General features: G+C 69.7%; 22 protein-coding genes and 5 pseudogenes. 14 read left to right on the plus strand and 13 right to left on the minus strand.

Annotated features, from left to right (window positions below; translation table 11 throughout):
* Positions 1-189: 189 nt before the first annotated feature.
* The 3 genes and pseudogenes from ACZ67T_RS40370 to ACZ67T_RS40380 all read right to left on the minus strand — a co-directional run.
* Positions 190-447 (minus strand): annotated as a pseudogene (locus ACZ67T_RS40370) (IS481 family transposase); the annotation flags it as partial.
* An 86-nt stretch (positions 448-533) separates the two neighbouring features.
* Positions 534-905, minus strand: coding sequence for a MerR family transcriptional regulator (locus ACZ67T_RS40375; RefSeq protein ID WP_469991260.1), 372 nt, complete (start codon positions 903-905; stop codon positions 534-536).
* A 26-nt stretch (positions 906-931) separates the two neighbouring features.
* Entirely contained in the window at positions 932-1,699 is a 768-nt protein-coding gene (locus ACZ67T_RS40380; protein WP_469991262.1) for an SDR family NAD(P)-dependent oxidoreductase, read from the minus strand.
* Between the two features lie 147 nt (positions 1,700-1,846).
* Here ACZ67T_RS40380 and ACZ67T_RS40385 point away from each other — a divergent pair.
* Positions 1,847-2,490 (plus strand): annotated as a pseudogene (locus tag ACZ67T_RS40385) (transposase); the annotation flags it as partial.
* Between the two features lie 5 nt (positions 2,491-2,495).
* On the opposite strand, the gene ACZ67T_RS40390 reads toward ACZ67T_RS40385, so the two are convergent.
* Positions 2,496-2,897: a hypothetical protein gene (locus tag ACZ67T_RS40390; RefSeq protein WP_469991264.1), complete on the minus strand. Its 402-nt coding sequence runs from the start codon at positions 2,895-2,897 to the stop codon at positions 2,496-2,498.
* Positions 2,894-3,747, minus strand: a pseudogene (locus ACZ67T_RS40395) (IS5 family transposase). Before ACZ67T_RS40395 ends, ACZ67T_RS40390 begins: the two are co-directional and overlap by 4 nt.
* 121 nt (positions 3,748-3,868) lie before the next feature.
* Here ACZ67T_RS40395 and ACZ67T_RS40400 point away from each other — a divergent pair.
* Together ACZ67T_RS40400 and ACZ67T_RS40405 are read left to right on the plus strand one after the other, a co-directional pair.
* Positions 3,869-4,243, plus strand: a pseudogene (locus ACZ67T_RS40400) (transposase); the annotation flags it as partial.
* On the plus strand, positions 4,240-4,608 hold the full coding sequence (locus ACZ67T_RS40405) for a hypothetical protein (RefSeq protein WP_469991265.1): 369 nt from the start codon (positions 4,240-4,242) through the stop codon (positions 4,606-4,608). The pseudogene ACZ67T_RS40400 and the gene ACZ67T_RS40405, both read left to right, overlap by 4 nt.
* Positions 4,609-5,146: 538 nt before the next feature.
* On the opposite strand, the gene ACZ67T_RS40410 is transcribed toward ACZ67T_RS40405, so the two are convergent.
* Positions 5,147-5,467, minus strand: a complete 321-nt coding sequence (locus ACZ67T_RS40410; RefSeq protein WP_469991267.1) for a hypothetical protein — start codon at positions 5,465-5,467, stop codon at positions 5,147-5,149.
* 444 nt (positions 5,468-5,911) lie between these two features.
* Entirely contained in the window at positions 5,912-6,301 is a 390-nt protein-coding gene (locus ACZ67T_RS40415) for a cofilin family protein (RefSeq protein ID WP_469991269.1), read from the minus strand.
* Between the two features lie 206 nt (positions 6,302-6,507).
* On the opposite strand from ACZ67T_RS40415, the gene ACZ67T_RS40420 reads away from it, so the two are divergent.
* The 5 genes from ACZ67T_RS40420 to ACZ67T_RS40440 all read left to right on the plus strand — a co-directional run bounded on the left by ACZ67T_RS40420 (position 6,508) and on the right by ACZ67T_RS40440 (position 9,004).
* On the plus strand, positions 6,508-7,128 hold the full coding sequence (locus ACZ67T_RS40420; protein WP_469991270.1) for a hypothetical protein: 621 nt from the start codon (positions 6,508-6,510) through the stop codon (positions 7,126-7,128).
* Between the two features lie 309 nt (positions 7,129-7,437).
* Positions 7,438-7,725: a hypothetical protein gene (locus tag ACZ67T_RS40425; protein WP_469991272.1), complete on the plus strand. Its 288-nt coding sequence runs from the start codon at positions 7,438-7,440 to the stop codon at positions 7,723-7,725.
* Positions 7,726-7,901: 176 nt separating this feature from the next.
* On the plus strand, positions 7,902-8,111 hold the full coding sequence (locus tag ACZ67T_RS40430) for a helix-turn-helix domain-containing protein (protein WP_469991273.1): 210 nt from the start codon (positions 7,902-7,904) through the stop codon (positions 8,109-8,111).
* A 231-nt stretch (positions 8,112-8,342) separates the two neighbouring features.
* A complete protein-coding gene (locus ACZ67T_RS40435; RefSeq protein ID WP_469991274.1) occupies positions 8,343-8,621 on the plus strand; it encodes a hypothetical protein in 279 nt (92 codons plus the stop codon).
* Entirely contained in the window at positions 8,618-9,004 is a 387-nt protein-coding gene (locus ACZ67T_RS40440) for a PIN domain-containing protein (RefSeq protein ID WP_469991276.1), read from the plus strand. Before ACZ67T_RS40435 ends, ACZ67T_RS40440 begins: the two co-directional genes overlap by 4 nt.
* A 190-nt stretch (positions 9,005-9,194) precedes the next feature.
* Here the strand turns inward: ACZ67T_RS40440 and ACZ67T_RS40445 are convergent, their stop codons facing one another.
* The gene (locus ACZ67T_RS40445; RefSeq protein WP_469991350.1) at positions 9,195-9,290 is read right to left on the minus strand and encodes a hypothetical protein; all 96 of its coding nucleotides are present in this window, start codon (positions 9,288-9,290) and stop codon (positions 9,195-9,197) included.
* On the opposite strand from ACZ67T_RS40445, the gene ACZ67T_RS40450 reads away from it, so the two are divergent.
* Both ACZ67T_RS40450 and ACZ67T_RS40455 read left to right on the plus strand, forming a co-directional pair.
* Positions 9,246-9,446, plus strand: a complete 201-nt coding sequence (locus tag ACZ67T_RS40450; RefSeq protein ID WP_469991352.1) for a hypothetical protein — start codon at positions 9,246-9,248, stop codon at positions 9,444-9,446. The genes ACZ67T_RS40445 and ACZ67T_RS40450 overlap by 45 nt on opposite strands.
* A 311-nt stretch (positions 9,447-9,757) precedes the next feature.
* Positions 9,758-9,943: a DUF6381 family protein gene (locus ACZ67T_RS40455; RefSeq protein WP_469991278.1), complete on the plus strand. Its 186-nt coding sequence runs from the start codon at positions 9,758-9,760 to the stop codon at positions 9,941-9,943.
* A 171-nt stretch (positions 9,944-10,114) separates the two neighbouring features.
* On the opposite strand, the gene ku is transcribed toward ACZ67T_RS40455, so the two are convergent.
* The 4 genes and pseudogenes from ku to ACZ67T_RS40475 all read right to left on the minus strand — a co-directional run bounded on the left by ku (position 10,115) and on the right by ACZ67T_RS40475 (position 14,210).
* Positions 10,115-10,789 (minus strand): non-homologous end joining protein Ku, encoded by a 675-nt coding sequence (ku, locus tag ACZ67T_RS40460; RefSeq protein WP_469991280.1) that lies wholly within the window; start codon positions 10,787-10,789, stop codon positions 10,115-10,117.
* A gap of 314 nt (positions 10,790-11,103) precedes the next feature.
* Positions 11,104-11,396: pseudogene (locus ACZ67T_RS40465) on the minus strand (CoA transferase); the annotation flags it as partial.
* A gap of 29 nt (positions 11,397-11,425) precedes the next feature.
* Entirely contained in the window at positions 11,426-12,622 is a 1,197-nt protein-coding gene (locus tag ACZ67T_RS40470; RefSeq protein ID WP_469991282.1) for an acyl-CoA dehydrogenase family protein, read from the minus strand.
* Positions 12,623-12,644: 22 nt separating this feature from the next.
* Positions 12,645-14,210 carry a class I adenylate-forming enzyme family protein gene (locus ACZ67T_RS40475; protein WP_469991283.1) on the minus strand — a complete coding sequence of 522 codons (1,566 nt, stop codon included), beginning with the start codon at positions 14,208-14,210 and terminating at the stop codon, positions 12,645-12,647.
* A gap of 175 nt (positions 14,211-14,385) precedes the next feature.
* Here ACZ67T_RS40475 and ACZ67T_RS40480 point away from each other — a divergent pair, with 175 nt between their 5' ends.
* The gene (locus ACZ67T_RS40480; protein ID WP_469991285.1) at positions 14,386-14,982 is read left to right on the plus strand and encodes a TetR/AcrR family transcriptional regulator; all 597 of its coding nucleotides are present in this window, start codon (positions 14,386-14,388) and stop codon (positions 14,980-14,982) included.
* 48 nt (positions 14,983-15,030) lie between these two features.
* On the opposite strand, the gene ACZ67T_RS40485 is transcribed toward ACZ67T_RS40480, so the two are convergent.
* Positions 15,031-16,362: an MFS transporter gene (locus tag ACZ67T_RS40485; protein WP_469991287.1), complete on the minus strand. Its 1,332-nt coding sequence runs from the start codon at positions 16,360-16,362 to the stop codon at positions 15,031-15,033.
* A 198-nt stretch (positions 16,363-16,560) separates the two neighbouring features.
* Between ACZ67T_RS40485 and ACZ67T_RS40490 the strand changes: the two genes are divergently transcribed.
* From ACZ67T_RS40490 to ACZ67T_RS40500, 3 genes are all read left to right on the plus strand, one after another.
* A complete protein-coding gene (locus ACZ67T_RS40490; protein ID WP_469991289.1) occupies positions 16,561-17,748 on the plus strand; it encodes a serine hydrolase domain-containing protein in 1,188 nt (395 codons plus the stop codon).
* 176 nt (positions 17,749-17,924) lie between these two features.
* Positions 17,925-20,162 carry an MMPL family transporter gene (locus ACZ67T_RS40495; RefSeq protein WP_469991291.1) on the plus strand — a complete coding sequence of 746 codons (2,238 nt, stop codon included), beginning with the start codon at positions 17,925-17,927 and terminating at the stop codon, positions 20,160-20,162.
* Between the two features lie 115 nt (positions 20,163-20,277).
* On the plus strand, positions 20,278-21,771 hold the full coding sequence (locus ACZ67T_RS40500; RefSeq protein WP_469991293.1) for a streptophobe family protein: 1,494 nt from the start codon (positions 20,278-20,280) through the stop codon (positions 21,769-21,771).
* The last annotated feature ends 67 nt before the right edge of the window (positions 21,772-21,838 follow it).

Below are 21,838 nucleotides of genomic sequence, written 5' to 3' on the forward strand. Positions count from 1 at the left end.
CGAGGACGCCTCGCGAGTGCGCACCGGCACCGCACCCCGCGCCATGGCCACGCTGCGGAACCTGGCTATCGGACTCATGCGCCAAGCAGGCTGGACCAACATCGCCGCCGCAGTCGATTACTACCGGTCACGCCCCCCAGCACGCAACCGCCACGCTCGGACTCACAGTTTGAGAACGCATCGCCCCAGGGAGGCGAGGGGTTCGATGAACTTCACGTCGATCTGGACGCGGTGGCCGGGGAGTTGCTTCTTGTACCGCTTCCATCGGCGGTCGTGTCGCTTGTACCGCTGTGAGGCCGGCAGGCGGCCCATGTCGAGGCGGTTGAGGATCCGCCAGACGCCGGACTTGCTGATCGCGACGTCGTAGTACCGCTTGAGGTACATCGAGATCTTCTCGGGTCCGAAGTGGTAGTTCTGCCGCAGATAGATGATCTTTCCGACTACCTCACGCGCTCGACGAGGCCGGCGCGGCACGTGCCGCCCTGCTGCCGTTGTCCCGTCGGGTCCTCCGGCTTCTGCGACGAGAAGGGAGTTCAGGCCACTGGGCGGATCCGGTCATCGGTTGTCTGCCGCAACGCGGCTTCCAGCCGGTCGCGGGCCTCGGTCTGGGCAGCGATCCGTTCGTTGAGGACCGCCAGCCGTTCCAACGCGACCCGCAGGCCCTTGTCCGAGGGTGGTGCGGCGGCCACATCGCCGTCTAGGCACGGCAGGAACACCCGCACGTCGTCCAGGGTGAGCCCGGCGGCCAGCAGGTAGCGGATATTGCGGACCCGCACCACCGCCCGCTCGTCGTAGATGCGGTAGCCGTTAGGGGCCCGTTGCGAGGAGATCAGCCCGGCCTGCTCGTAGTGCCGCAGCGCACGGGCGGTTGTCCCGGTCGCCTTGGCCAGCTCACCGATCCGCACCCATCCCACCTCCCGGGCTACTCCTATCACGCCACGACCGCTCCGCCGTCGACTGGGAGTACCACTCCGGTGACGAACGACGCGGCTGGTGCGGCAAGCTGGGTGACTGCCCAGGCCACCTCCTCGGGGCGGCCGATCCGGGCCAGTGGGGTGTGCGCCAGCTGCCACTCCCGCACTGCAGCCATTCGCTCCGGCGTCAGGCCCTGGTGCTCGCCGATGGGGGTGTCGATCGCGCCGGGGGCGACCGCCACCACTCGGATCCCGCGGGGTGCCAGCTCGACCGCCCAGCTGCGGGTCAGCAGTTCCAGAGCGGTCTTGGTAGCCGCATAGACCGAGCTGCCGGGCCAGGCCCGCTGCCCCACCGACGTACTGACATTGACGATCACCCCGCCCGACTTCTCCAGGAGTGGCAGCGCGACCTGGGCCAGCAGGATAGGGGCGACGAGGTTGGTGGCAAGCTGAGCTGTGATCATCTCCGGCGTCAGCGTGCCGAGGGCGCCGCTGCGGACGATGCCTGCGTTGTTGACCAGCACGTCCAGCCGGCCATGTGTCTCCAGCACGGCCCGGATGATCTGATCCGGCTCGCCCTCGGTGGTGATGTCGGCGGTCAGCGGCGTGATCCGGTCGTGCCCGGCTGCGGTCTCCTTGAGGGGCTCGGCCCGCCGCCCGATCGCGACCACATGGGCGCCCTCAGCGGCGAAGGCGCGGGCGGTGGCCCGGCCGATCCCGGTTCCGGCTCCGGTGATGGCGACGATCCTGCTGCTCTGCAGTGCGGTGCTGTTCATGCCGGTCATCGTGCAACCCTGCCGCCAGCGGCAAGGTCAAGCAGCTCTTGATAGGCGGTAGTCACCGCCGGTGGCCACCGGGGGCATGGTGACGCCAAGTCCGGGTCTGTGTAGCGATCGGCCCTGTCTCACTTGCGGTGGTGACGGAGAGTCGTGAGGGTCGTTGTGCTGCCCGGCCGCACGGCCGAGGCCCTCGAGACGTGGCTGCGTGAGCATCCGGGCGTCGAGGTCGTGTGCCGCGACGGCTCGGCGACCTATGCGGAGGCCATCCGTCGCGCACTGCCCGACGCGGTCCAGGTCGCAGACCGATGGCATCTGTGGCACAACCTGTGCGAAGCCGCCCTGAGCGAAGTCAAAGCGCACAGCACCTGCTGAGCCGGCGTACTGGACGCCCCATCTACGACGGGCCCCGCGCCAAGACCACCCTGGAGCGCTGGCAACAGATCCACGACCTGCTCGACCAGTGCGTGGGCCTGCTCGAATGCGTCCGCGGCCTGCAACTGGCCCTGAACACTGTCAAACGCTATGCCCGCGCCGACCGGCCCGAGCGTATGCTCCGCGTCCCCAAGTACCCTGCCAGCCTGGTTGATCCATACCGTGAGCACCTGCGTAAACGTCGGTCCGAGATCCCTGGCGTCCCCGTCAAGTACCTCTTCGAAGAGATCAAGTCTCTCGGCGTCACGGGCTGCCTGAACGTGCCGCACAAGTACATCAACCAAGCCCGCGCGGACGCCGACCGCAGTCACATCTCCCCGCGCCGGCTCGCCCGGATACTCCTGACCAAGCCCGACAACCTCAGAGGGCGTTAAGTCCGTTTCTGGTAGCGGCCTCGTCCGGGCTGGGCGAGGAAGCCTTGGCGGAGGAGACGTCCGAGGCGGGCGCGGGTGACATTGACCGATGCCTCGTCGGTGGGCATGCCGAGGAGTTCATGCAGCTCACGGGCCCGGAACTGCTGGTCGGGGTGTTGGTTGAAGGCGTTCACGATGGCCTGGTAGGCGGTGTTCGTCTCGGACGGTTCGCTTTCGCTTCCTCCGGCCGGTGCGAGTTCGGCGATGACCTTCCGGGTAGTGGCCAGGTCCGCGAGCCGCGCTTCGGTCTCGGCCAGGGCGGCGGTCAAGTGCTCTATCTGGTCGCGTAGTTCACCGACCTGCGCCGTTGCCTTGTCGTGCTGGTCCTGGAGATCGGCGAGGAGCTCGGTGATGTTCATACGGCCAGCTCGAGGGTGTCGCGCCAGGCCGGACTCGGGGTGGTGAGGCGGCGAGTCATGTTCGCAATCGACGCCCAGTAGACGCGCGAGGCGGAGGTGTCGGGCCGGTGGTCGTACTCACGGGCCAGTCGGCGGTGCAGCATCAACGTGCCGTTGACCTGCTCCGCGATCCACCGTTTCGGCTGCGGGACGGAGCCTTTGCCCTGGTCGTCGGGGTTGCGGCGGACGACCTCAACGTCGATGTCCAACAGGGCGCCGTGAATGAGGACTTCGTCCTTAAAGCCCTGGTCGACCAGGGCCTTCTCCAGACGGTTGCCGCACCGCTCGGCCACCTGGTCGAGCAGGGCGGTGCCGGCGGCGTTGTCGTGAACGGAGGCGGCTAACACCACGACGCCGATGATCAGGCCGAGAACGTCGACGGCCAGCCCTCGCTTGCGGCCCGACACCTTCTTGTTGGCGTCCAGTCCCGTCGTGCCCTTGGGACACCCGTGGCCGCGCGGACCGACTGGGTGTCGATGATCACGAGGGACGGGTCCTCTAATCGCTTCGTTCTCTCCCGCACCTGGCAGCGCAGAAGTTCCTGGATGCGCTGGTCAAGCCCGTCCTGGCGCCACAGGCCGAAGTAGTAGAACACCGCTGACCAGCACGGCAGATCATGCGGGAGGTAGCGCCATTGGCAGCCCGTCCGGTTCTGATAGAAGATCGCGTTCACGACCTCCCGCAGGTCACAGGACCCCGGATCTCCGGTCGCCGACCGCTTCACCCGGTCCTGCTTCCAGGCCGTGATCATCGGCTCGATCAACGCCCACTGCTCGTCCGCTAAGTCGCTCGGGTACGGATCTCTCTTCACGCCCGCATCTCAGCATGAACATGCCGACCAGATGCTCCGCGCGACGATCAGTCCCACGATCGAGCGATCACGAACCGAGGAAGATCGGACTTAACGCCCTCTCAGGACTGAGCAACACGAGCTCCTGGCCAAACTCACCGGCAGCTGCCCCGAAATGACCCAACTGGCCACACGCATTAGGGACTTCGCTCCGCTCCTTGCGCCTCACGCGGACAACGCCCACTCACTCACGTGCTGGATCGCCCAAGTCCGAGCAGCCGACCTGCCTCATCTGCATGCCTTCACCCGGGGCTTGGACCGAGACCTCGACGCCGTGATCGCCAGGCTCACCCTTCCGTACAGCAACGGCCCCACCGAAGGCGTCAACACGAAGACCAAGCGGATCGCGCGCCAGATGCTCGCCGTGGTGACCTGCTCGTCGTGCTCACGCATCGTCGGCAAGTGCGGCCAGGGTCCCGCACCGGCGGGTGCCGGGCAGGGAGCATGGCCTGCATGACCACTGAGCATCCCGCCGAGCGGGGCGGCACCGGGCGCGACGTGTTCGCCGCCTTCTCCGAGCGGGCATCGAACGTCACCAGTTCGCCGCTGTTCTTTGTCCTGTGCGTGCTCCTGGTCCTCGGCGTGGTCGCCATACACCTTGCGCACCTGCCGCTGCCCTGGCTGGTCTTCGCGGGGGAGGTCCTGGCGGCCGTCAATCTGCTCTTGCTCGCTCTGCTGACGAACACTGAACGGCGTGACGTGCACGCGGTTCAGCGCAAGCTGGACGCCATCGCGGCGGCGATGCTGGAGCAGCGCGAGGGCGCGAGTCACACAGCGGCCGACGAGCTGCGGCGTGCCATCCGTCTGGAGGAGAAGCAGTAACGGGGCTGCGTCACAGGCATCCGCCATCGAGGAACGCGACCTGCTGCGGAGGGCTTAGCCGATGGCGTCGGCAAGGGCCGCCACGGCGCCGAACGCATGATCACTCCGCTTCTTGCGACTGGTGTCTGAGCTGGGACTCCGGGGCCGTTACGTCAGACGAGGCGGTCTTACGGGCGCCCGCACGCTCAGACGATGAGGTCCTTGTCGTCGCCGACATGCCGGCCGGCGCCGCCCGCACGCTACGCCTCTCCGCGGTGGGGGTGAACCGTCCGTGTCGAGGAAGCCGTTGTGTCCGCGCCAGCCAATGGATCCCGGATCAGCTCCCCATGCCCGGAGTCCAGAAATCGGACTTGTCGGTCAAGATGCTCGGCCGGGGGGGTATCTCAGAGAAGCGTCCCCGCGCCCCTCAGAAGAGACTCCCTGGGCCGTGCCACAGCTGCCTCGCAGGCGTTAGACAGCCTGAGACCGCACAGTGGAATCCAGACCGCTCGGGACGGCGACCACCCCCGGTGGCGGGCCGCTTCACGTCCACGAGCCTTCAGCCCTCCGGGTGCTCCCGGAACCAGGCGACCATCCGCTGCAACGGCATTGATACCGCCAGCGAATTGCCCTTCGTGCCCATGCTGTCCCGCCCAAAGTGGTCGGCTTGGCGCTCCGCCTCCTTCACGTCGCCGATCGGCTCCGCGTACGTCTGCCGGTCCTTCGCCTCCATCGCCTCACGGACCTTCACCGCGGCCGCCAGCTTCCGCGTCATGAACTGCTGGCAGTCATCTGCGTCCGTGCAGCCCGACACGGTCTCCTGCTCATAGGCCGCCAGCGCATCCCGAGGCGCCACCGGCTTCGGCTTGGTAGCCGACACGGAAGGCTTCCTGCCCTTCCCGCTCGAGTCGTCTCCGCTACAGCCGGCCGCACCCCCCAACCGCGAGGATCGCCACCAGGATCGACCCCACCATTCGCATACGCCTCGTGCCGGGCATGGTCCACCCGAAGACCAGCCCGGGGAACCCGAACCACAACATCGGGGATCATCAGGGCAGGCGCGGGCCCGACAACAACACATGCGGGAGCCCTTGACCGCCATGCCAGCAGACATGGTTCACGCCAGCAACGCGCGGGCGCCGAGGAACGCCGCAAGGACGTCAGTGCGATCCTGTCGGCTCTGGCGTAGTAGCTAGGGGAATACGTGAACGCCCCGAGCCGGCCACCGCTTTGGATGTCAGGCGTCGCCGTGTGTCTGGTAGCTCAGCCCTGGCGACCTCGCTCCAGCTTGACCTGCTCATGGCGAACAATCGCGGCCTGCAGGCTACGGCCGGGCGGCACGGACGAGCCGGTTGTACTCCAGGTCGGACCGACTCCTGGCTTCGACGGAGAGGTCGATGCCGTCCAGCTGATCTCTGAGGGCGACGTACACCGCGGCGTGCGCTGCTCCCAGCTCGGGACTGACACCTTGGGGCGACCAGGAGATCAGGACAATGGCCTCTCGGCGACTGCCGCTCCGGTCGGCGAAGCAGAGTTCGTAGGCCACGAGGCGTGGCTCGGACGGCAGGGCTTTGAGGAGCTCGTCGTGGGTCAGGTTCCCCTGGTAGTCCAGGGTGTCGTTGAGCCGGTACAGGATGGTGGTGATGTACCGGTCGGTTTTGAGCTCGTTGAAGGCGTCGATGCAGCGGTCTTCCACTGAGATAGCACTGGTCACGACGACGCCTTCCGAAGCGCCCAACCGCGACCGTTCATGAGTCCTCGTCGGTCTGCTGACGGGGAGGGTCTTCACTGCAGCTTCGGCGCGTGCGGACCAGGCTCGGACGTGCCGTGCCGATGCACTTCACAGGACAGCACCCGGGGAACGTTCACCGTGGCGGGGCGGATCTCGCGCTGACTGAATTCAGTTGGCACACTCAGCGTGTGATTGTGGTGGTGACGGGCCCAAGCGCGGCAGGCAAAACGACCTGGTGCCGACGGCACCATCCGAGTGACACGATTCCGGAATATGCGCCGACAGGACGGGAGCCGGACGACGGCGATCCGGTCGTGCAGGCGAACTTCTGGTGCGAGGCCAATTGCGCTCGCTGGGACGCTGCGGTGCGCCGCGAGCGGGTGTCCGGGCTAGCGGTGTGCGATGACGATCCGCTGAAGCTGCACTACGGCTGGTCGCTGGCCCGCGTCGGAGCGTCCGACTCACGGCGGTGGCGCCATGAGGTGGTGGCCAACCGCGAGGCTGTCGCCCGCCGCCGGGTGGGCTTCGCCGACCTAGTACTGGTGTCACTGCCTTCACTGGCCGAGCTGACCCGGCGCCGGGAGGCGGACACGACCCGGCGGCGCCGGAACTTCGAGCGGCACATCCGGCTGGCCGAGCCGCTGCGGGAATGGTACGAAACTCTCGACCGGGTCAGGCCGGGCACTGTCCGCTGGAATCTGCCGGCCGAGGGCGTTGGGGAACCCTGGCATCCGACGCGAAATGACCGGTACGACCTCGCGCTCTTCAATCGCTTCATTGAGGCGTTGCCACCTGTCCACGGAGCCTGAACTACCGGCACCTTGCCGACGAAAACGACACCTCGCCGACGACTGCCCCGCCGGAACACCCACCGGCGGGGCGTCGCCGTCACACCCCGTCGGGACCGTGAACGCCGCCTTCGTCGGCATTGTCAACGCCGGGCAACACCTGGCTACGGGGACACGCTCCGCGTCACCGCACAGCGCCGTTGTCTGTCTGCTGGGAGGACGCTTGTCATAGCACCGCTGCCGACGCCTTGCCCCGCCGACCAGATCCCGGACGCGACCGGGCTGGACGCGTTCGAGGCCGCGTGCAAGGCGGCCAAGGAGCAGCGCGTCGTGTTCATCGCGGTCGAGCAACAGGGCCCGCTGTGGACGGTCAAGGCCGACGCGCTCACCGCGCCCGAGCACACCGTCACCACCACCGTCTACACGCCGTGCGAGAGGCCGTCGGCCTCCTCATTCGCTCCCGGGAGATCCGCCCCGACTCCTCCGCGGGCCCCGTCGACTTTGTCCTGCACGACGTGGACAGCGAAGGACGGGCCCGTGAACTGGCTGCCGCCCTGCACGCTGCCCTGTATGGGCGACCTCGAGCCGCTGGCCCGTGCCGTGCCCCGGACGTCCTGACGACGCACCCGCGCCTGGGCCGTGAGAGTTCCGTCTCGGCGCCGCCTCCCGGTCCGCAGTCACCTCTCGCCTGCGTGCGCCCGCATGTGATGCGAACGGGCCGGCGGTCGAACCCGGCTGATTCCCTGACGGGCGGCCGTCAGGTGCGCGATGATCGTCCTTCGAACCGTGAGGGGATGGTCATGGACAAGGGCAAGCGGATCACCGGTGCGGCACGCGACCAGCTCGCCGCCGAACTGAAGGCCGCATACGAAGGCGGCGCCTCGATCCGGAGCATCGCCGACAGCACCAAACGCTCGTACGGCTTCGTCCACCGCATCCTCACCGAGGCAGGCGCCACGCTGCGCGGGCGCGGCGGTGCCACCCGCAGTAAGCCCAGCTCATGAACGGCGGGGCGCCGGCGGGCGGCTGACTTCGTCCACTTCGAGCGACATGACGTGCGGCTGCAGTGGGTGATCAATGGCCCGTCCGGATCGCTGCCCGCAGTGCGGGCACGTCTCGCCGTGGCGGCCCCGGGTCTGAACCATTAGGCCTCCGCTCCCGGAGCCGTCGCAGGTGATCTGCGATGCCGGGAAGATTCTCCTGACACCCGATTCTACCGGCGGTAGAATCGGTGCATGAGTGAGGCGAAAGCGACGACCAGCATCAAGACCACGGAAGCCGTCCGCGACCGGCTCAAGGTCCTGGCAGACGAGCGCCACATGACCCTGACCGCGCTGCTGGCGGAGCTCGCCGAGCGGGAGCCGACCGAGGCCGAGCGCGAGCAGCAAGCCCAGGACGCGGCCCGCGAGCTAGGCGTCGAGTACACCCCGAAGGTGAAGGCGACCGGGGCCTCGGCCTGGGAGAAGATCCGTGCCCACCGGGCGGCCGGCCACAGCAGCGGCCGCGCCGCGTGAGCGACCGCACCGAAACCGCCGTCCTGGACCACACAGCGCTCGTCGCCCTGTACGACGCGGACGAGTTCTTCACCGGCCTCTACATCGAGGCCAGCCACCAACGCGGACACATCGTGGTGCCGGCCGCGTGTGTGTGGGCCGCAGAGGTGGCCCGCCCGGGCGCCGGCGTCCACGCCTCCCGGCTCCGCCATGTCGAGCATCTGCCGCTGACCACCGAGCACGCACTGCAGGCCGCGGCCTGGCCGCGCACCTACCTTGCCGCTGCGCACCCGGCGGCGATTGCCTGGGAGGCCGGACTCGCCGGAACCCCGGTCACCGTGCTGTCCCTCCAGACAGAGCTGTACGCGGACACCGGCATCACGCCCCTCGACCCCAGCGAATAGTGGAGGCGGCTGCCGGCCCGCTGGATTTGACCTGCCGCCCAAGGCCATCGACACCATTGCGATCCGTTCCCGGGAGCGGACGGCGACCTTGCACACACCGGCCTGCCCCGTGCGGGCGAGCTTCGGCGAGCAGCGCGCACGGCCGCTCGCCCGGCGGGCCGCCAGGGCCGACATAGTGCGGCCTGCTGTACTAGATCGGGTCGATGTCCTGCCTCGGCACGAAGCCGAGCACCTCCACCACGTGCCTGGTCGCAAGCGGCAGACGCGCCAGATCCTGATCGCTCAGCGGCACCAGCCGCCCCTCGGGCAACTCCTAGCCACGCCCGACCTCTTCGTACGGGATCTCACGGTCCTCGGCTTCACAGAACCGCCGGTGCTGCACCCTGCCGCTGTCCGCGGCATGGATCTCCCGAAGCCGGACCTGCTGCTCGTCGGCCGCTGAGAACAGCTTCACGGGCAGCACGAACCGGATCGAATGTGCCTCGGCCCAGGTCGACCGCGGTGTATCCGGTGAAGTTCCCGGACTGGGACAGGCCGCGGCCCCGGCCGACGCCGACCGTCTCGTATCCGGTCCCGTGGGACCGGCGCCACTGGGCGCGGCACCCCGCCACGTGAGCAGGATCCGGTATGCAAGCCGGTCCGCGAGGGCTTTCCAACTGCATAGATAACAGTGGGTAGTTGATCGAGATGCAGAGGGTGGCAGGGCCTGTTTCGCTGATGTGGCCCGCTCTTCCCCGTCACCCAGGAGTGATCATGAGCGCTGCAGGCGAGCGTACCCAGCAGACCCGTGCCCGAGCCCAGGACCTGGAACAGGCCGCGGAGCGCGCCACGGACCCGCAGGAGCGTCAGCGTCTGAAGGACCAGGCCCGCCAGCTCAAGGAGCAGGGCGAGCACGCATGCGCCCCGGGCAAGCCGGACTTCGACCCGGCGTACCGGTAGTTCCCAACACAGGCACCGGCCGGTGGTCGGCCTGCGTGGCTTCTGCCGCGCGAGAGGCCCCCGGCCGGTCACTGCTGTTTGTGCTCAGGAACAACACCCCCCGCCAACGACCCCGGCTGGCGAAGGATCACCGCACTGTCGGCAGTATCGACGGGCCGCCCGGCCCGCCACTCAGCCGCTCGGGTGCGCGCGTGCGGCTCGTACCGACTCCTGAAGCGAGGCCATCAAGTCCACCGCCGGCCCGGGCTCGGGCGGCGTGGCCAGCTCGCCGCCGGTCACCTTCGTCTCGACCAGCTGCTCGAGCGCGTGCTGGTACTCGTCCCGCATCTGGTCGGCCTCGACACCCGTGCATTCGCGCGTCAGTACCTCGGCGAGCTCCAGTTCCCGGTCGGTGGCCGGTGCGGACGGGGCGAGGTTTCCCGGATCGCGCAGTTCGTCCTGCCAGAGCAGCGTCTGGAGGAATGGCACGCAGTGGCGTGGCCGCAGCAGTGCGATCCGTTCCCGGGAGCGGACGGCGACCTTGCACACGCCGACCTGCCCCGTGCGGGCGAGCGCTTCGACGAGCCGCGCATAGGGCCGGTCGGCCGCCGGGCCGCTGGGGCCGACGTAGTACGGCCTGCTGTACGAGATCGGATCGATGTCCTGCCCCGGCACGAAGCCGAGCACCTCCACCACGTGCCTGGTCGCAAGCGGCAGACGCGCCAGATCCTGATCGCTCAGCGGCACCAGCCGCCCGTCGGGCAGCTCCCAGCCGCGCCCGACCTCTTCGTACGGGATCTCACGGTCCTCCGCTTCACAGAAGTCGGGCTGGGTGTGGCCTTCGTTACCATCGGGCTTGTCCTGCACCGGCGACACGACGGCCTGTGACCCATGTGGAACGTTGCGCCTGATGTAGACCTACGCCGAGAGTTCGTCGATGAGGTCCTGAGTGTGTTCGCCGACGGCGGGAGCCGGGCGGCGGAAGGTTTCGTGGCCGGCGCCGAAGACGACGGGGAAGCGGGCCTGGGGTCCGTCGAGGCGGCCGGGGACAGCCGGAGAGGCCGAGGAAGTTGAGTTCGTGGCCGGGTTTGACGGCGTACGGACCGGTCTGTCCGTAGCCGGTGAGAGCACAGGACCAGGAGAGGGTTCCTCGCATGCAGGGTGTCGAAGCCGAGGTCGCGCCGGTCGAGGCTCCGGGGCGGAAGCTCTCGACCACAGGCGTCGGCGGTGAGGGCGAGCCGCAGGAAGGCATCCCGGCCCTGATCGGTGCGCAGGAGCGCTTGTTGCGGTTGAGCGCGTCGAACAGAGGTGGTGCGATGCGCAGCGGATCGCCGCCGGTGGGGTCCTCGACCTTGATGACGTCCGCGCCGGGGTCGGCCAGCATCGACGTGGCGTACGGGCCGGGGAGGATGCGGGAGAGGTCGAGGGCGCGCTTGTCGGTGAGGGCTGACCAGGGCGGGCATGAGGCGGTCATACCGGAGGATGCTTTCCGGACGGTACGGATCAGTGGTTGAAGGCCAGGAGCTTGGCGATGCCGTTGCGCTGGATCTCGGATGTGCCGGTGAGGATGCGGAACATGCGGATCTTGCGGAAGAGGTACTCGATCTCGTTGCCCTGGGTGAGCCCTTCCTTGCCGTGGATCTGCACGGCTTCGTCGAGGATGCGGAAGGCGGACTCGGCGACGAGCAGCTTGCACATGAAGGCTTCGGTGTGCGCCTCGCGGCCCGCGTCCAGGGCCGCCAGCGCGGCGTAGGTCATGGAGCGGGCGGCGTAGAAGTCGGTGGCCATGTCGGCGACCTTGTGCTGGATAGCTTGCATCATCAGCAGGGGCTGTCCGCCGGCGACCTTGCGTGTGCGGGTGCGGTCCAGTGTCAGGGTGATGGCGCGGCGGGTGGCGCCGAGGACGGTGGGGCAGTGCAGCAGCCGGTTGTTGGCCACCCGGCCCAGCGCGATGCGCATGCCCTTGCCCTCCTCGCCGAGGAGGTTCGCGGCGGGGACGTAGCAGTCGTCCAGGACGATGTCGCTCTCGATGTGCTCGCCCGACATGGGGGTCGCCCCGTCCTCGACTCGGCAGCCGGGGCTGTCCAGGTCCACGAGGAACGCGGAGTACCGCGGCTTGTCGCCCTCCTGTTCACCGGTTCCGGTCATGCGGGCGACCACGATCGCGAAGTCGGCGAAGGGGCCGGCGGAGGAGAACACCTTGTGACCGGTCAGCCGGTAGCCGTCGCCGTCGCGTACGGCCACGGTCCGCATGGAGCGGACGTCCGAGCCGGCGTCGGTCTCGGTGAGGGAGAAGCAGCAGGCCCGCTCGCCGCGGATCAACGGCAGAAGGTATGTGTCGAGTTGGTGCGGGGTGGCGTGCTTCAGGATGTCGCCGGCGCGCAGCGGTCCGCCCATGTCGCCCAGCACGCTGTGGGCGAGCACGCGCCCGCTGGCCCCGATCTCCTCCTTCAGTGCGGCGAGTTGGGTGTAGGTGAGGCTTTGCCCGCCGTACTCCTCGGGCAGGTGGATGCCGTAGAAGCCGAGTTCGCGGCTGCGGCGCCAGACCGGTTCGAGGTCGGCGCGGGTGAGCCGGGTGGCAGGGGTGATGCCGCGCTCTCGTTCGTAGTCGGCGAGTTCGTCGTCGAGGTAGTCGCGCAGGCGGTTGACGAGTTCGGCGGTGCGCGGGTCGTCGTAAGTGGGGCGCAGGGAGAAGGTCACGAGGAGCTCCGGGGGAGACGGGTCAGTTGACGCGGCGGGCGGCGTTCGCCCAGTGCGGTTCGCGGACGGCCTTGCGGTCGAGCTTGCCGTTGCGGTTGTGGGGGAGTTCGGTCACGAAGTCGACGGAGCGGGGCTTCTTGAAGCGGTCCAGCCGGTCCGAGCAGAAGGCGATCAGCTCGTCGGCCGTGACGGTCGTACCGGCGTGGGTGACGACGACCGCCTTGATGGCCTCGCCCCACTGCTCGTCGGGCACGCCGACCACGCAGGCTTCCCGCACGGCGGGGTGCTCGTACAGGGCTGCCTCGACCTCGGTGCAGTAGATGTTGAAGCCGCCGGAGATGATCATGTCCTTCTTGCGGTCGACGAGGAACAGGTAGCCGTCCTCCCGCATCCAGGCGAGGTCGCCGGTGCGCACCCAGCCGTCGCGGAAGGTCTCGGCGGACAGGCCGGGCTCCTTCCAGTACTCGCGCACGCAGTCGGGACCGCGCACGATCACCTCGCCCACCTCACGCGGACTGAGCTCCCGGCCCGCCTCGTCCACGACCCGTATCTCGGTGTCGTACGAGGCGCGCCCGCACGACTGGAGCAGTTCGGCGTCCTCCGTCACCGCGTGGGCGATCTCGTCGCTGCTCAGGCCCGCGACCACGCTGGTGGTCTCGCCGAGGCCGTAGCCCTGGGCGACGACGGGCCCGAAGAACGCGACGCTGTCGCGCAGGCGTTGGGGGGATATGGGCGCGCCGCCGATCCGCACGCTCGTCAGGGAGGAGAGGTCGTACCGTAGGGCCTCCGGGTGGGCGAGGACCATGTTGACCATGGCGGGTACGAGGAAGGTGGAGGTGATGCGTTCCTTCTCCACGGTCTCCAGGAAGCTCTGCGGGCTCCAGGCGGGTAGGACGTACGTCGTGGAGCCGCCGAACACGCCGGCCAGCAGGCCCATGCCGGTGGCGTGGGTGATGGGCCCGCAGGCCAGATAGCGGGTCCCGGGGCGGGGCCGGGACTCGTCGGCCATCAGCAGCTTGCGCATGTTCGCGAGACGGTTGCCGACCGTCTGGACCGCCGCCTTCAGGGCCCCGGTGGAGCCGGAGGTGAAGTTCAGGACACACGGCTCCGACTCGTCGACCTCGAAGAGGAACGGTGCCTCGTCGCCCTCGGCGAACAGCGCGTCGTAGGACACCTCGCCCGGGCCCGCCCCGTGCGGGGCGTCGAGCGGGACGGGCAGGCAGGCGGTGCCCGCCGCGGCGATCGCGGCCAGGGCGTCCTCGCGGTGCGCCGCGTCGAAGACCAGGGCCCGCACGGGTGCGTAGCGCAGGATGTGCTCGATCTCGCCCCGCCCGAGCCGGGCGTTGATGGGAGCACGCGTCAATCCCGCCTTGTACAGGGCGAATTCGATCTCGACGAGCTCTCCGCGGTTCCATGCGAGCGACGCCACGGCGTCGCCGGGGTGCAGCCCCCGGGCGGACAGGGCGGAGGCGAGACAGTCGGTCGCGCGGTCGAGTTCGGAGAAGGTCCATGACCGGTCGCCGCACACGAGGGCGGGGGCCTGGGGCCAGTAGCGGGCGCTGCGCGACAGATAGGTGCCGAGGTTCATCAAGTGACCTGCTTCCGAGCGGAAGGGGGCGGAAACGCCGGGGCGGCACAGCGGCCTACCCCGCAGAGGTATTGAACAGACTACTCAATTACAGACAGCTTGTTCAATAAAATGTCGGGTGTCAAGAGTCTCTAGACTGGGCGCACACGCCGAGCAGTGATCGAGGAGGGGCCCGATGGCCGAGGACAGACGGACGAGACGGTCACGCCGCGCCCTGGGGGCGGCTTTGGTCGAGTTGGTCCTGGAGCGCGGATTCACCGCGCTGACCGTCGAGGACATCACCGAGCGGGCGGACGTGGCGCGCGCCACCTTCTACGCCCACTTCCGTGACAAGGAGGACCTGTTCGCCCGGGTGACGGGCGACCTCCTGGACGAGCTCGGCGAGCGGCTCGCCCCCGCCGTCGCGGACAGCGTGATCGGCTTCACGGGCAAGCCGGTCCTGGAGATGCTGCGGCACGCGCGCGAGGAGCGCGACCTGTATCGGATCGTGCTGCGGGGTGACGGTGACGGCAAACCGCTGCAGATGTTCACGGACGCCTGCGCCGAGGCGACCGCGGAGGAGTTCCGTGCCCGTGCGGAACGCAACGCAGTCCAGCCGCGCATCGACCCCGATCTGCTCGCCCGGGTGTGGGTGGGCGAGCAGATCGCCGTACTGCGCTGGTGGGTCGAGCAGGAATCGCCGTCCCTGCCCGCCGAGGAGGTTGTGCGCATGCTGCTCGATCTGGCGCTGCACGGGCGGTACTGGGCCAGCGGTTTCGAGCCGCCGGTCTGAGCGGACGGCCGGCGGGACGCCGTCGGACCACCGCGCCGCCCGACTGCCTCAGTGCAGGGGATCAGGCGTGGCTGCCGGAGCCAGTCGCCGCGCGTCGCGCTCCGGTCGGATGGCGACCAGAGCCGCGAGTCCGCAGACCGCCATGACGGCGGCGGACAGGAGGAAGGCCTGGGTGTAGCCGGCACTGGGGGAGGCAGCCGAGTCCAGCAGGTGTCCGGTGAGATACGGGGCGACAAGGCCCGGGAGCGTGCCGGTCGCGGCGACGATGCCGAAGACCGCCCCCCGCCGGTGCGGTGGTACAACCGCGGACGCCGTCATGTAGTGCAGGGGGAAGACGATGGCGTGCCCGCCGAACGCCAGGGTGAGCAGGGCGAGCTGGATCCCGCCGTCTGCGAAGGGGAAGGCTGCCATGGCCAGGGCCGCGACGGTCACGGCGATACCCTGCGGGGCGCCGCTCGACCATCGACGCGAGAGGCCGCGCCGGTGCAGCAGATCGAGGACCGGAGGCACCGAGAGCAGCAGGACGAGGCTGAAGGCGGAGACCGCGCTGATGAGCGTGGCCGCCGCGCCGGGCGTCATATTGAGCTGGGTACGCAGGTAGACCGGCAGCCAGGCGTGGCTCAAGGCCATCGCCCAAGAGCCGCCGAACGCTCCGGCGATGCTTCCGAGCACCGTGCCGTTCAGTAGCAGGCGCCGATACGGGAGCCTGTTCCCTCGATCGTGCGCCTCCCTCTCCGGCGTGCGCGCGTGGGTGTGCGGGCCGTCGTGGCCCACCCTCCACCACACCAGGCTCCACACCAGGCTCGCTGTCGCGAGCGCCGCGAACGCGGAGCGCCAGCCGAAGCCGGTGATCAGCCACGTCAGGGTCGGCGCCGCGATCAGCACACCCAGCGCGGCGCCGCTGATCTGCAGAGCGGAGGGCAGGCCGCGCCGGTCTGCAGGGAACCACTTGTACAGGGCGTGCATGGACATGGAGGCCGCGGGTCCCTCCGCCGCCCCGAGCAGTACCCGCCCCGCCACCAGTGCCGGGGTCGACGCCACGAACAGCACCGGCAGCTGAGCCACTGCCCACAGCGCGGCCAAGGCGAAGAGCAGGACCCGGCTGGACACCTTCGCGGAGACGAAGCCGACGATCAGCCCGGTCAGGCTGAACAGCAGCGCGAACGAACTGGAGATCAACCCGTATGCGCTGTTGCTGATGCCCAGCTCGTCCATGATCGGCACGGCCGCGAGTCCCAGGACGGCCTTGTCCGCGTAGTTGACAAGCATGAACGTCACGATCATTGCGGTGATCAGCCAGGCCCGCCGCCGGTCGAACACGGGACGCGGTGGCGATGCGGAGGTCTCGCGGGGCGGTGCGGGAGAAGACGGTTCGACCATGGGGCACTCCTGCGGCTCGGAGGGGAAGGGTGCGGGGGAGGACGCGAACGGGCCTGGCCGTTGGGGCGGTCGACGGTTCACGCGGGCACGCGCACGGCAGGCGTACGGGGATCAGCGTCGCGATCTGTCGCCTGCTGCTGAACAGGTTGTACGTTAACGGTGTACTTGTTCAAGACCTATATGGCGACGGAGTGCCCCATGACCGACCTGGCCCGACTGGGCGATCTCCTGTGGACCCGCGGCTACACGGATCCCGCGTGGATCCGCCGCTTCACGTCCGCGGGCCGCGAGCTCACCCCCAGCCGCCGTGTGTGGCGCGGCCCGGAGCCCGCCCAGGTGCTGCACGACCGCCCCGCCGACCTCGACGCGCTCGACATCGAGCTCGGCGGCACCACGATCAAACTGGAGGACCTGTTCACGTCGGCTCAGACGGACGCGTTCCTCGTGATGCACCGGGGTGCCGTCGTGTACGAGACGTACCGGCACGGCACCGAGGCGCACACCCCGCACTTCAACGCCTCGGCGGCCAAGTCGTACATCGGCCTGATGGCGGCGACGCTGGCGCACCAGGGCCTCCTCGACCGGTCGGCCCCGGCGGCCGCCCACGTTCCCGAGCTCACCGGTACGGCCTTCGGCGACGCCACGATCGAGGACCTGCTGCACATGGGTACCCAGGTCAGCTACGCGGGCCGGCCCTTCGACAAGGCGATCGAGGCCCAGCGGTACTACGCCGTCATCGCCCCGCAACTGCGGCCGCTCGGCTACAACGGCCCCACCACCATCCGCGAACACCTGCTCACCGCCCGCGCCACAGGGCGGCCGGGCACCGAGTTCCGCTACGAGAACGGCAACGTCGAGACGCTGGCCGAGGTCCTGCGCCGCGTCACGGGACTCACCACCTCCGCGCTGCTCAGCGAAATGATCTGGTCGAGGATCGGCGCCGAGGAGGACGCCTACTACATCCTCGACGGCGACGGCGTCGAGGCGGCGTGCGGCGGCTTCAGCGCCACGGCGCGTGATGTCGCACGCCTCGGCGAGATGCTGCGCTGCGGCGGGGCGGTGGGCGATCGGCAGATCGTGCCCGAGGAGGTTGCGACGACGATCACCAGCGGCGTTCCCGACGGCTACGCTCGGCGCGTCCGTTTCCCCGCCGCACCCCCCGACTCGCCGGCCACGCTCTCGTACCACGACCTGTGGTGGATTCCGAACGACCTCTACGGCTCCTACCTGGCCAGCGGCATCCACGGCCAGCGCCTCTTCGTCTCGCCCGGCCTCGATCTGGTCGCCGTCCACCTCGGCTCGCAGGTCATCTCCCCTGACGTGCCGGTCGCGCCGCTCGTCCAGGCGTTCCTGCGGATCGGGGTCCACCTCGGGGCGTCCCGGTGAGCTTCCTGTGAATCGGGCCATGGCGGCGGCGACCTCGCCCGGCATCCGCCGCCCCGGCCCCGCCCCGGCGCTCGGATCTCCCAGAAAGTTCCCAGAATCTCTCCGGGGGCGATCAGAGCGGGCTGACAGCGTCGGTGCCTGTTCCGATGAGCCTCGACCTGACTAGGAGCCCTGCTGTGGCCACGTTCCTTTCCAGGCTGGGCCGGTTCTCCTTCCGGAGGCGCTGGCCGGTCGCGTTGTTGTGGGTGGTGCTGCTCGTGGGGACGGGAGTGCTGGCGGGCAGAGCTCCCGCCGCACCGCCGAACGACTTCTCGATGCCCGGCACGGAGGCACAGCAGGCGTACGACCTCCTGGAGAAGAACTTCCCGGAGCTGAACGCCGACGGTGCGACGGCCCGGGTGGTCTTCCGGGCCGAGGACGGCAAGGTCACCGACCCCGCGGCGAAAAAGGGCGTCCAGGAGGCGGTCCGGGAGCTCGGGAACGATCCGCAGGTCGCCCGGGTCACCGATCCCTTCGCAACCCGATCGGTCAGCAAGGACGGCTCCACCGCCTACGCCCAGGTCTCCTACCAGGTGCCCGCCTCGGATCTGGCGGAGAGCTCGCGCGGCGCGCTGCAGGACACCGTCGAACAGGCGGGATCGCAGGAGCTGACCGTCGAGGTCGGCGGCAACGCTGTCAACGCGGTGGCCGGCGGCCACTCCTCCGAGGCGCTGGGCCTGGCGGTGGCCGCCGTGGTACTCGTCCTCACCTTCGGCTCGCTGCTCGCGGCCGGTCTGCCGCTGCTCACCGCCGTCCTCGGCGTGGGCATCGGCGGCCTGGCGATCAAGGTGCTTGCGGAGCCGCTCGGCCTCGGCTCGACCACGAGCGGCCTCGCCACCATGATCGGCCTTGCCGTCGGCATCGACTACGCCCTGTTCGTCGTCTCCCGCTACCGCGCAGAACTCGCCCGGGGCCGCAGCCGTGAGGAGGCGGCCGGGCACGCGGTCGGCACCGCGGGATCGGCTGTGGTGTTCGCGGGGCTGACCGTGGTCATCGCCCTGGCTGGGCTGTCCGTGGTCGGCATTCCGCTGCTCACGCAGATGGGCCTCGCCGCGGCCGGCACGGTCGTCCTCGCGGTGCTCATCGCCGTCACCCTGATCCCCGCGCTGCTCGGGATCTGCGGCCGCCGGATCGGCCCGATCCGCCCGCGGCGCCGCAGGCAGGACGGCCGGCCGAAGCTGGCCATGGGCGTGCGCTGGGCCCGGTTCGTCGTCCGGCGGCCGATCGGCGTCCTTTTGGGCGGGGTCGCCCTGCTGGGTGCGATCGCGGTACCCGCGGCGTCCCTGGAGATGGGTCTGCCCGGCGACGAGTCCAAGCCCGTCTCGACAACGCAGCGGCAGGCATACGACCTGGTCGCCGAGGGCTTCGGCCCCGGCTACAACGGACCACTGACGGTGGTCGTCCAGGCCGACGGCGGCGGCGGTGCCCAAAAGGCCGCCCGGGATGTCGCCGAAGAGATCCGCGGCAGGCAGGACGTCGCCGCCGTCGGGGAGCCCCGGCTGAGCGAATCCGGTGACACCGCCGTCCTCAACGTGGTCCCGGCCACCGCGCCCGCGAGGGCCGAGACGGCCGACCTCGTGCACGCGCTGCGCGAACCGGCACTCGCGAGCAAGAACGACGCCCACGTCCTGGTCGCCGGGTCGACGGCGATGAACGTCGACGTCTCGCAGAAGCTGTCCGACGCCCTCGTTCCGTACCTGGGTCTCGTGGTCGGACTGGCATTCCTGCTGCTCATCGCCGTCTTCCGGTCCCTCCTCGTCCCGCTCAAGGCCGCCTTGGGATTCCTGCTCTCCGTCCTCGCCGGCCTCGGCGCGGTGGTTGCGGTCTTTCAGTGGGGCTGGTTGTCCTCGGTCTTCGGGGTCGCGGTACCGGGACCGGTGATGTCGATGATGCCGATCTTCATGGTGGGTGTCATCTTCGGACTCGCCATGGACTACGAGGTGTTCCTCGTGACGCGGATGCGCGAGGCGTACGTGCACGGCCACTCGCCGAAGGACTCCGTGGTCAGTGGCTTCGAGCACAGCGCGCGTGTGGTGACCGCCGCCGCCGTGATCATGATCTCGGTGTTCGCCGCATTCATGGGCTCCGACGAGCAGATGCTCAAGACCATCGGCTTCGGGCTCGCCGCCGCCGTCCTCTTCGACGCCTTCGTCGTCCGCATGACGATCGTCCCGGCCGTCCTGACCCTGCTCGGCCGACGAGCTTGGCGCCTTCCCCGCTGGCTGGACCGACTTGTGCCCGACCTGGACGTCGAGGGCGAGCGGCTTGAGCGGGACCCGGGCGATCCCACGCGTACAGGCGTCGAAACGTCCCCCGACGGCGGCCGGGACCTGGTCGTCGAAGCCGCGGGAAGCGGTGGCGGCAGCGGCCACTGAGTCCGCGCACGTCATCGGGGCCCGTGCGCCCCGATCCCGCGTCCGTGTCCACGGGGCGGCGGCCCCCTCCCGCCGCCCCGTACCCCACCCCGCCCCCGCACTCAGGAGCCCACCCATGTCCTCTGCCCCGCCGCCCTCCGTTCCGCCTGGCTCGCCCTGGCGTCAGGCCCTCGAAGGATCCCTCTCCGTCGTGACCGCGATCATGACGATGGCCGCCGCCGCATGGGCGGCACTTACCGTCCTCGGCGCCGGAGCGCTCGCCCCGGTGTCCCGCCTCGTGCCGATGATGGTGAGCATGGCCGTCGGCGGCGGCGTCACCGTGGAGTCGGCCCCCTCCGCCGAGTCAGCCGCGGACGGTGGTCTTGGCGGCGGCCTCGGCGGTCTCGGCGGAGGCGGGGGGCTGAGCCTCGGCCTGACCGGTGAGGCGGCGCTGACGCCGCTGACACTGACATTCCTCGGCACGGCCGTCCTGGCGATCGGCTTCTTCCGCCCCCTCCGCCGACGGCAGAGGCCCGCCCCGGCGCAGCTGTGGGCCCGTTGCAGCGGCGCACTGGTGACCACGGCCGTGGTCCTCCCGATCCTGGCCAGCATGGCTCAGGGCACCGCCCGGCTGCCCGAGAGCGCGACGGAACGGTTCGGCAAGGGCGCGTCGTCCGGAGCGCTCAGCCGGTTCGGAGGTGGCGGGGGCGGAGACCTCACCAAGGGCCTGTCATCGGTGATGTTCGAGACCGATACCGGGGCGACCGTCTTTCTCGGCCTGCTGTGGGTCAGCGCCGTCCTCGCCCTCGGCTGCCTCGCGGCCCGCCGTACGACACTGCCGCGCCCTATCGCCCTGGGCCGCCTGCGGCTGAAGTGGAACGCCGTCACGTCCACCCTGACCGGGATCGCCGCCCTGCTGTGCTGCTCGGCCCTCGGCGTCGCGCTCCTGGCCGGGGCCGTGGCTCTGACTGGCCGGGATCAGGCAGCGAAGGCGGCGGGCCTGCTGCTGCTCGTCGGCCCCAACCTGATCGCAGTGCTGCTCACCGCCGGCCTCGGTACCTCCTGGGAGGCCGGCGTGCACCGCCTGCAGTCCGCGGGCGGCGGCATGCTCGGCGGCGCTGCCCAGGGTGACGCGGCGGGCACGGACAAGTCTGTCAACCTCGGCGGCTGGTCGGGCGCCGGCCTGCCGCTGTGGCTGATCGCCATGGCCCTCCTCCTGCTCCTCCTGCTGATCGCCGGGTACGTGGCCGCGGCCCGGACCCCGGCCCGCACCCCGCGCGAGGAGTCCGAGGCCGTGCTCGACCGCCACACGGAGATCGCTCTGCGCATGGGCATCGCGGTCGCCGTCGCTGCCCTGGCACTCCCCTTGGCGGCGCGGGGATCCGTGCGGATCGGCATCAGCCTCATGGGCAACAAGATGGGAGGCATGACCGCCGGTCTCGACGGCGGGCTCGGGCTGTCCGCGCTCACCGGCTTCGTCCTGGCCGCCCTCGCCTCGTACGCCGGCAGCCGTCTGTGGGCCCGGCGGGCCCGGCGCCCGGGCCGCGCCACACAGCCACCGGGCATCACGCGCCAGCGCCCGCCCGGCGCCCGGCCGCGACCCCGGGTCCCGTCCGACTCAGCCTCCTGAGCGGCGTGTGATCTCCTGAGAAGACCCTGTCAGCCCCGTCCCCAGTCCGTGAAGGCGGCGATCCCCT

It is taken from the genome of Streptomyces sp. NPDC107517 (assembly GCF_055582645.1).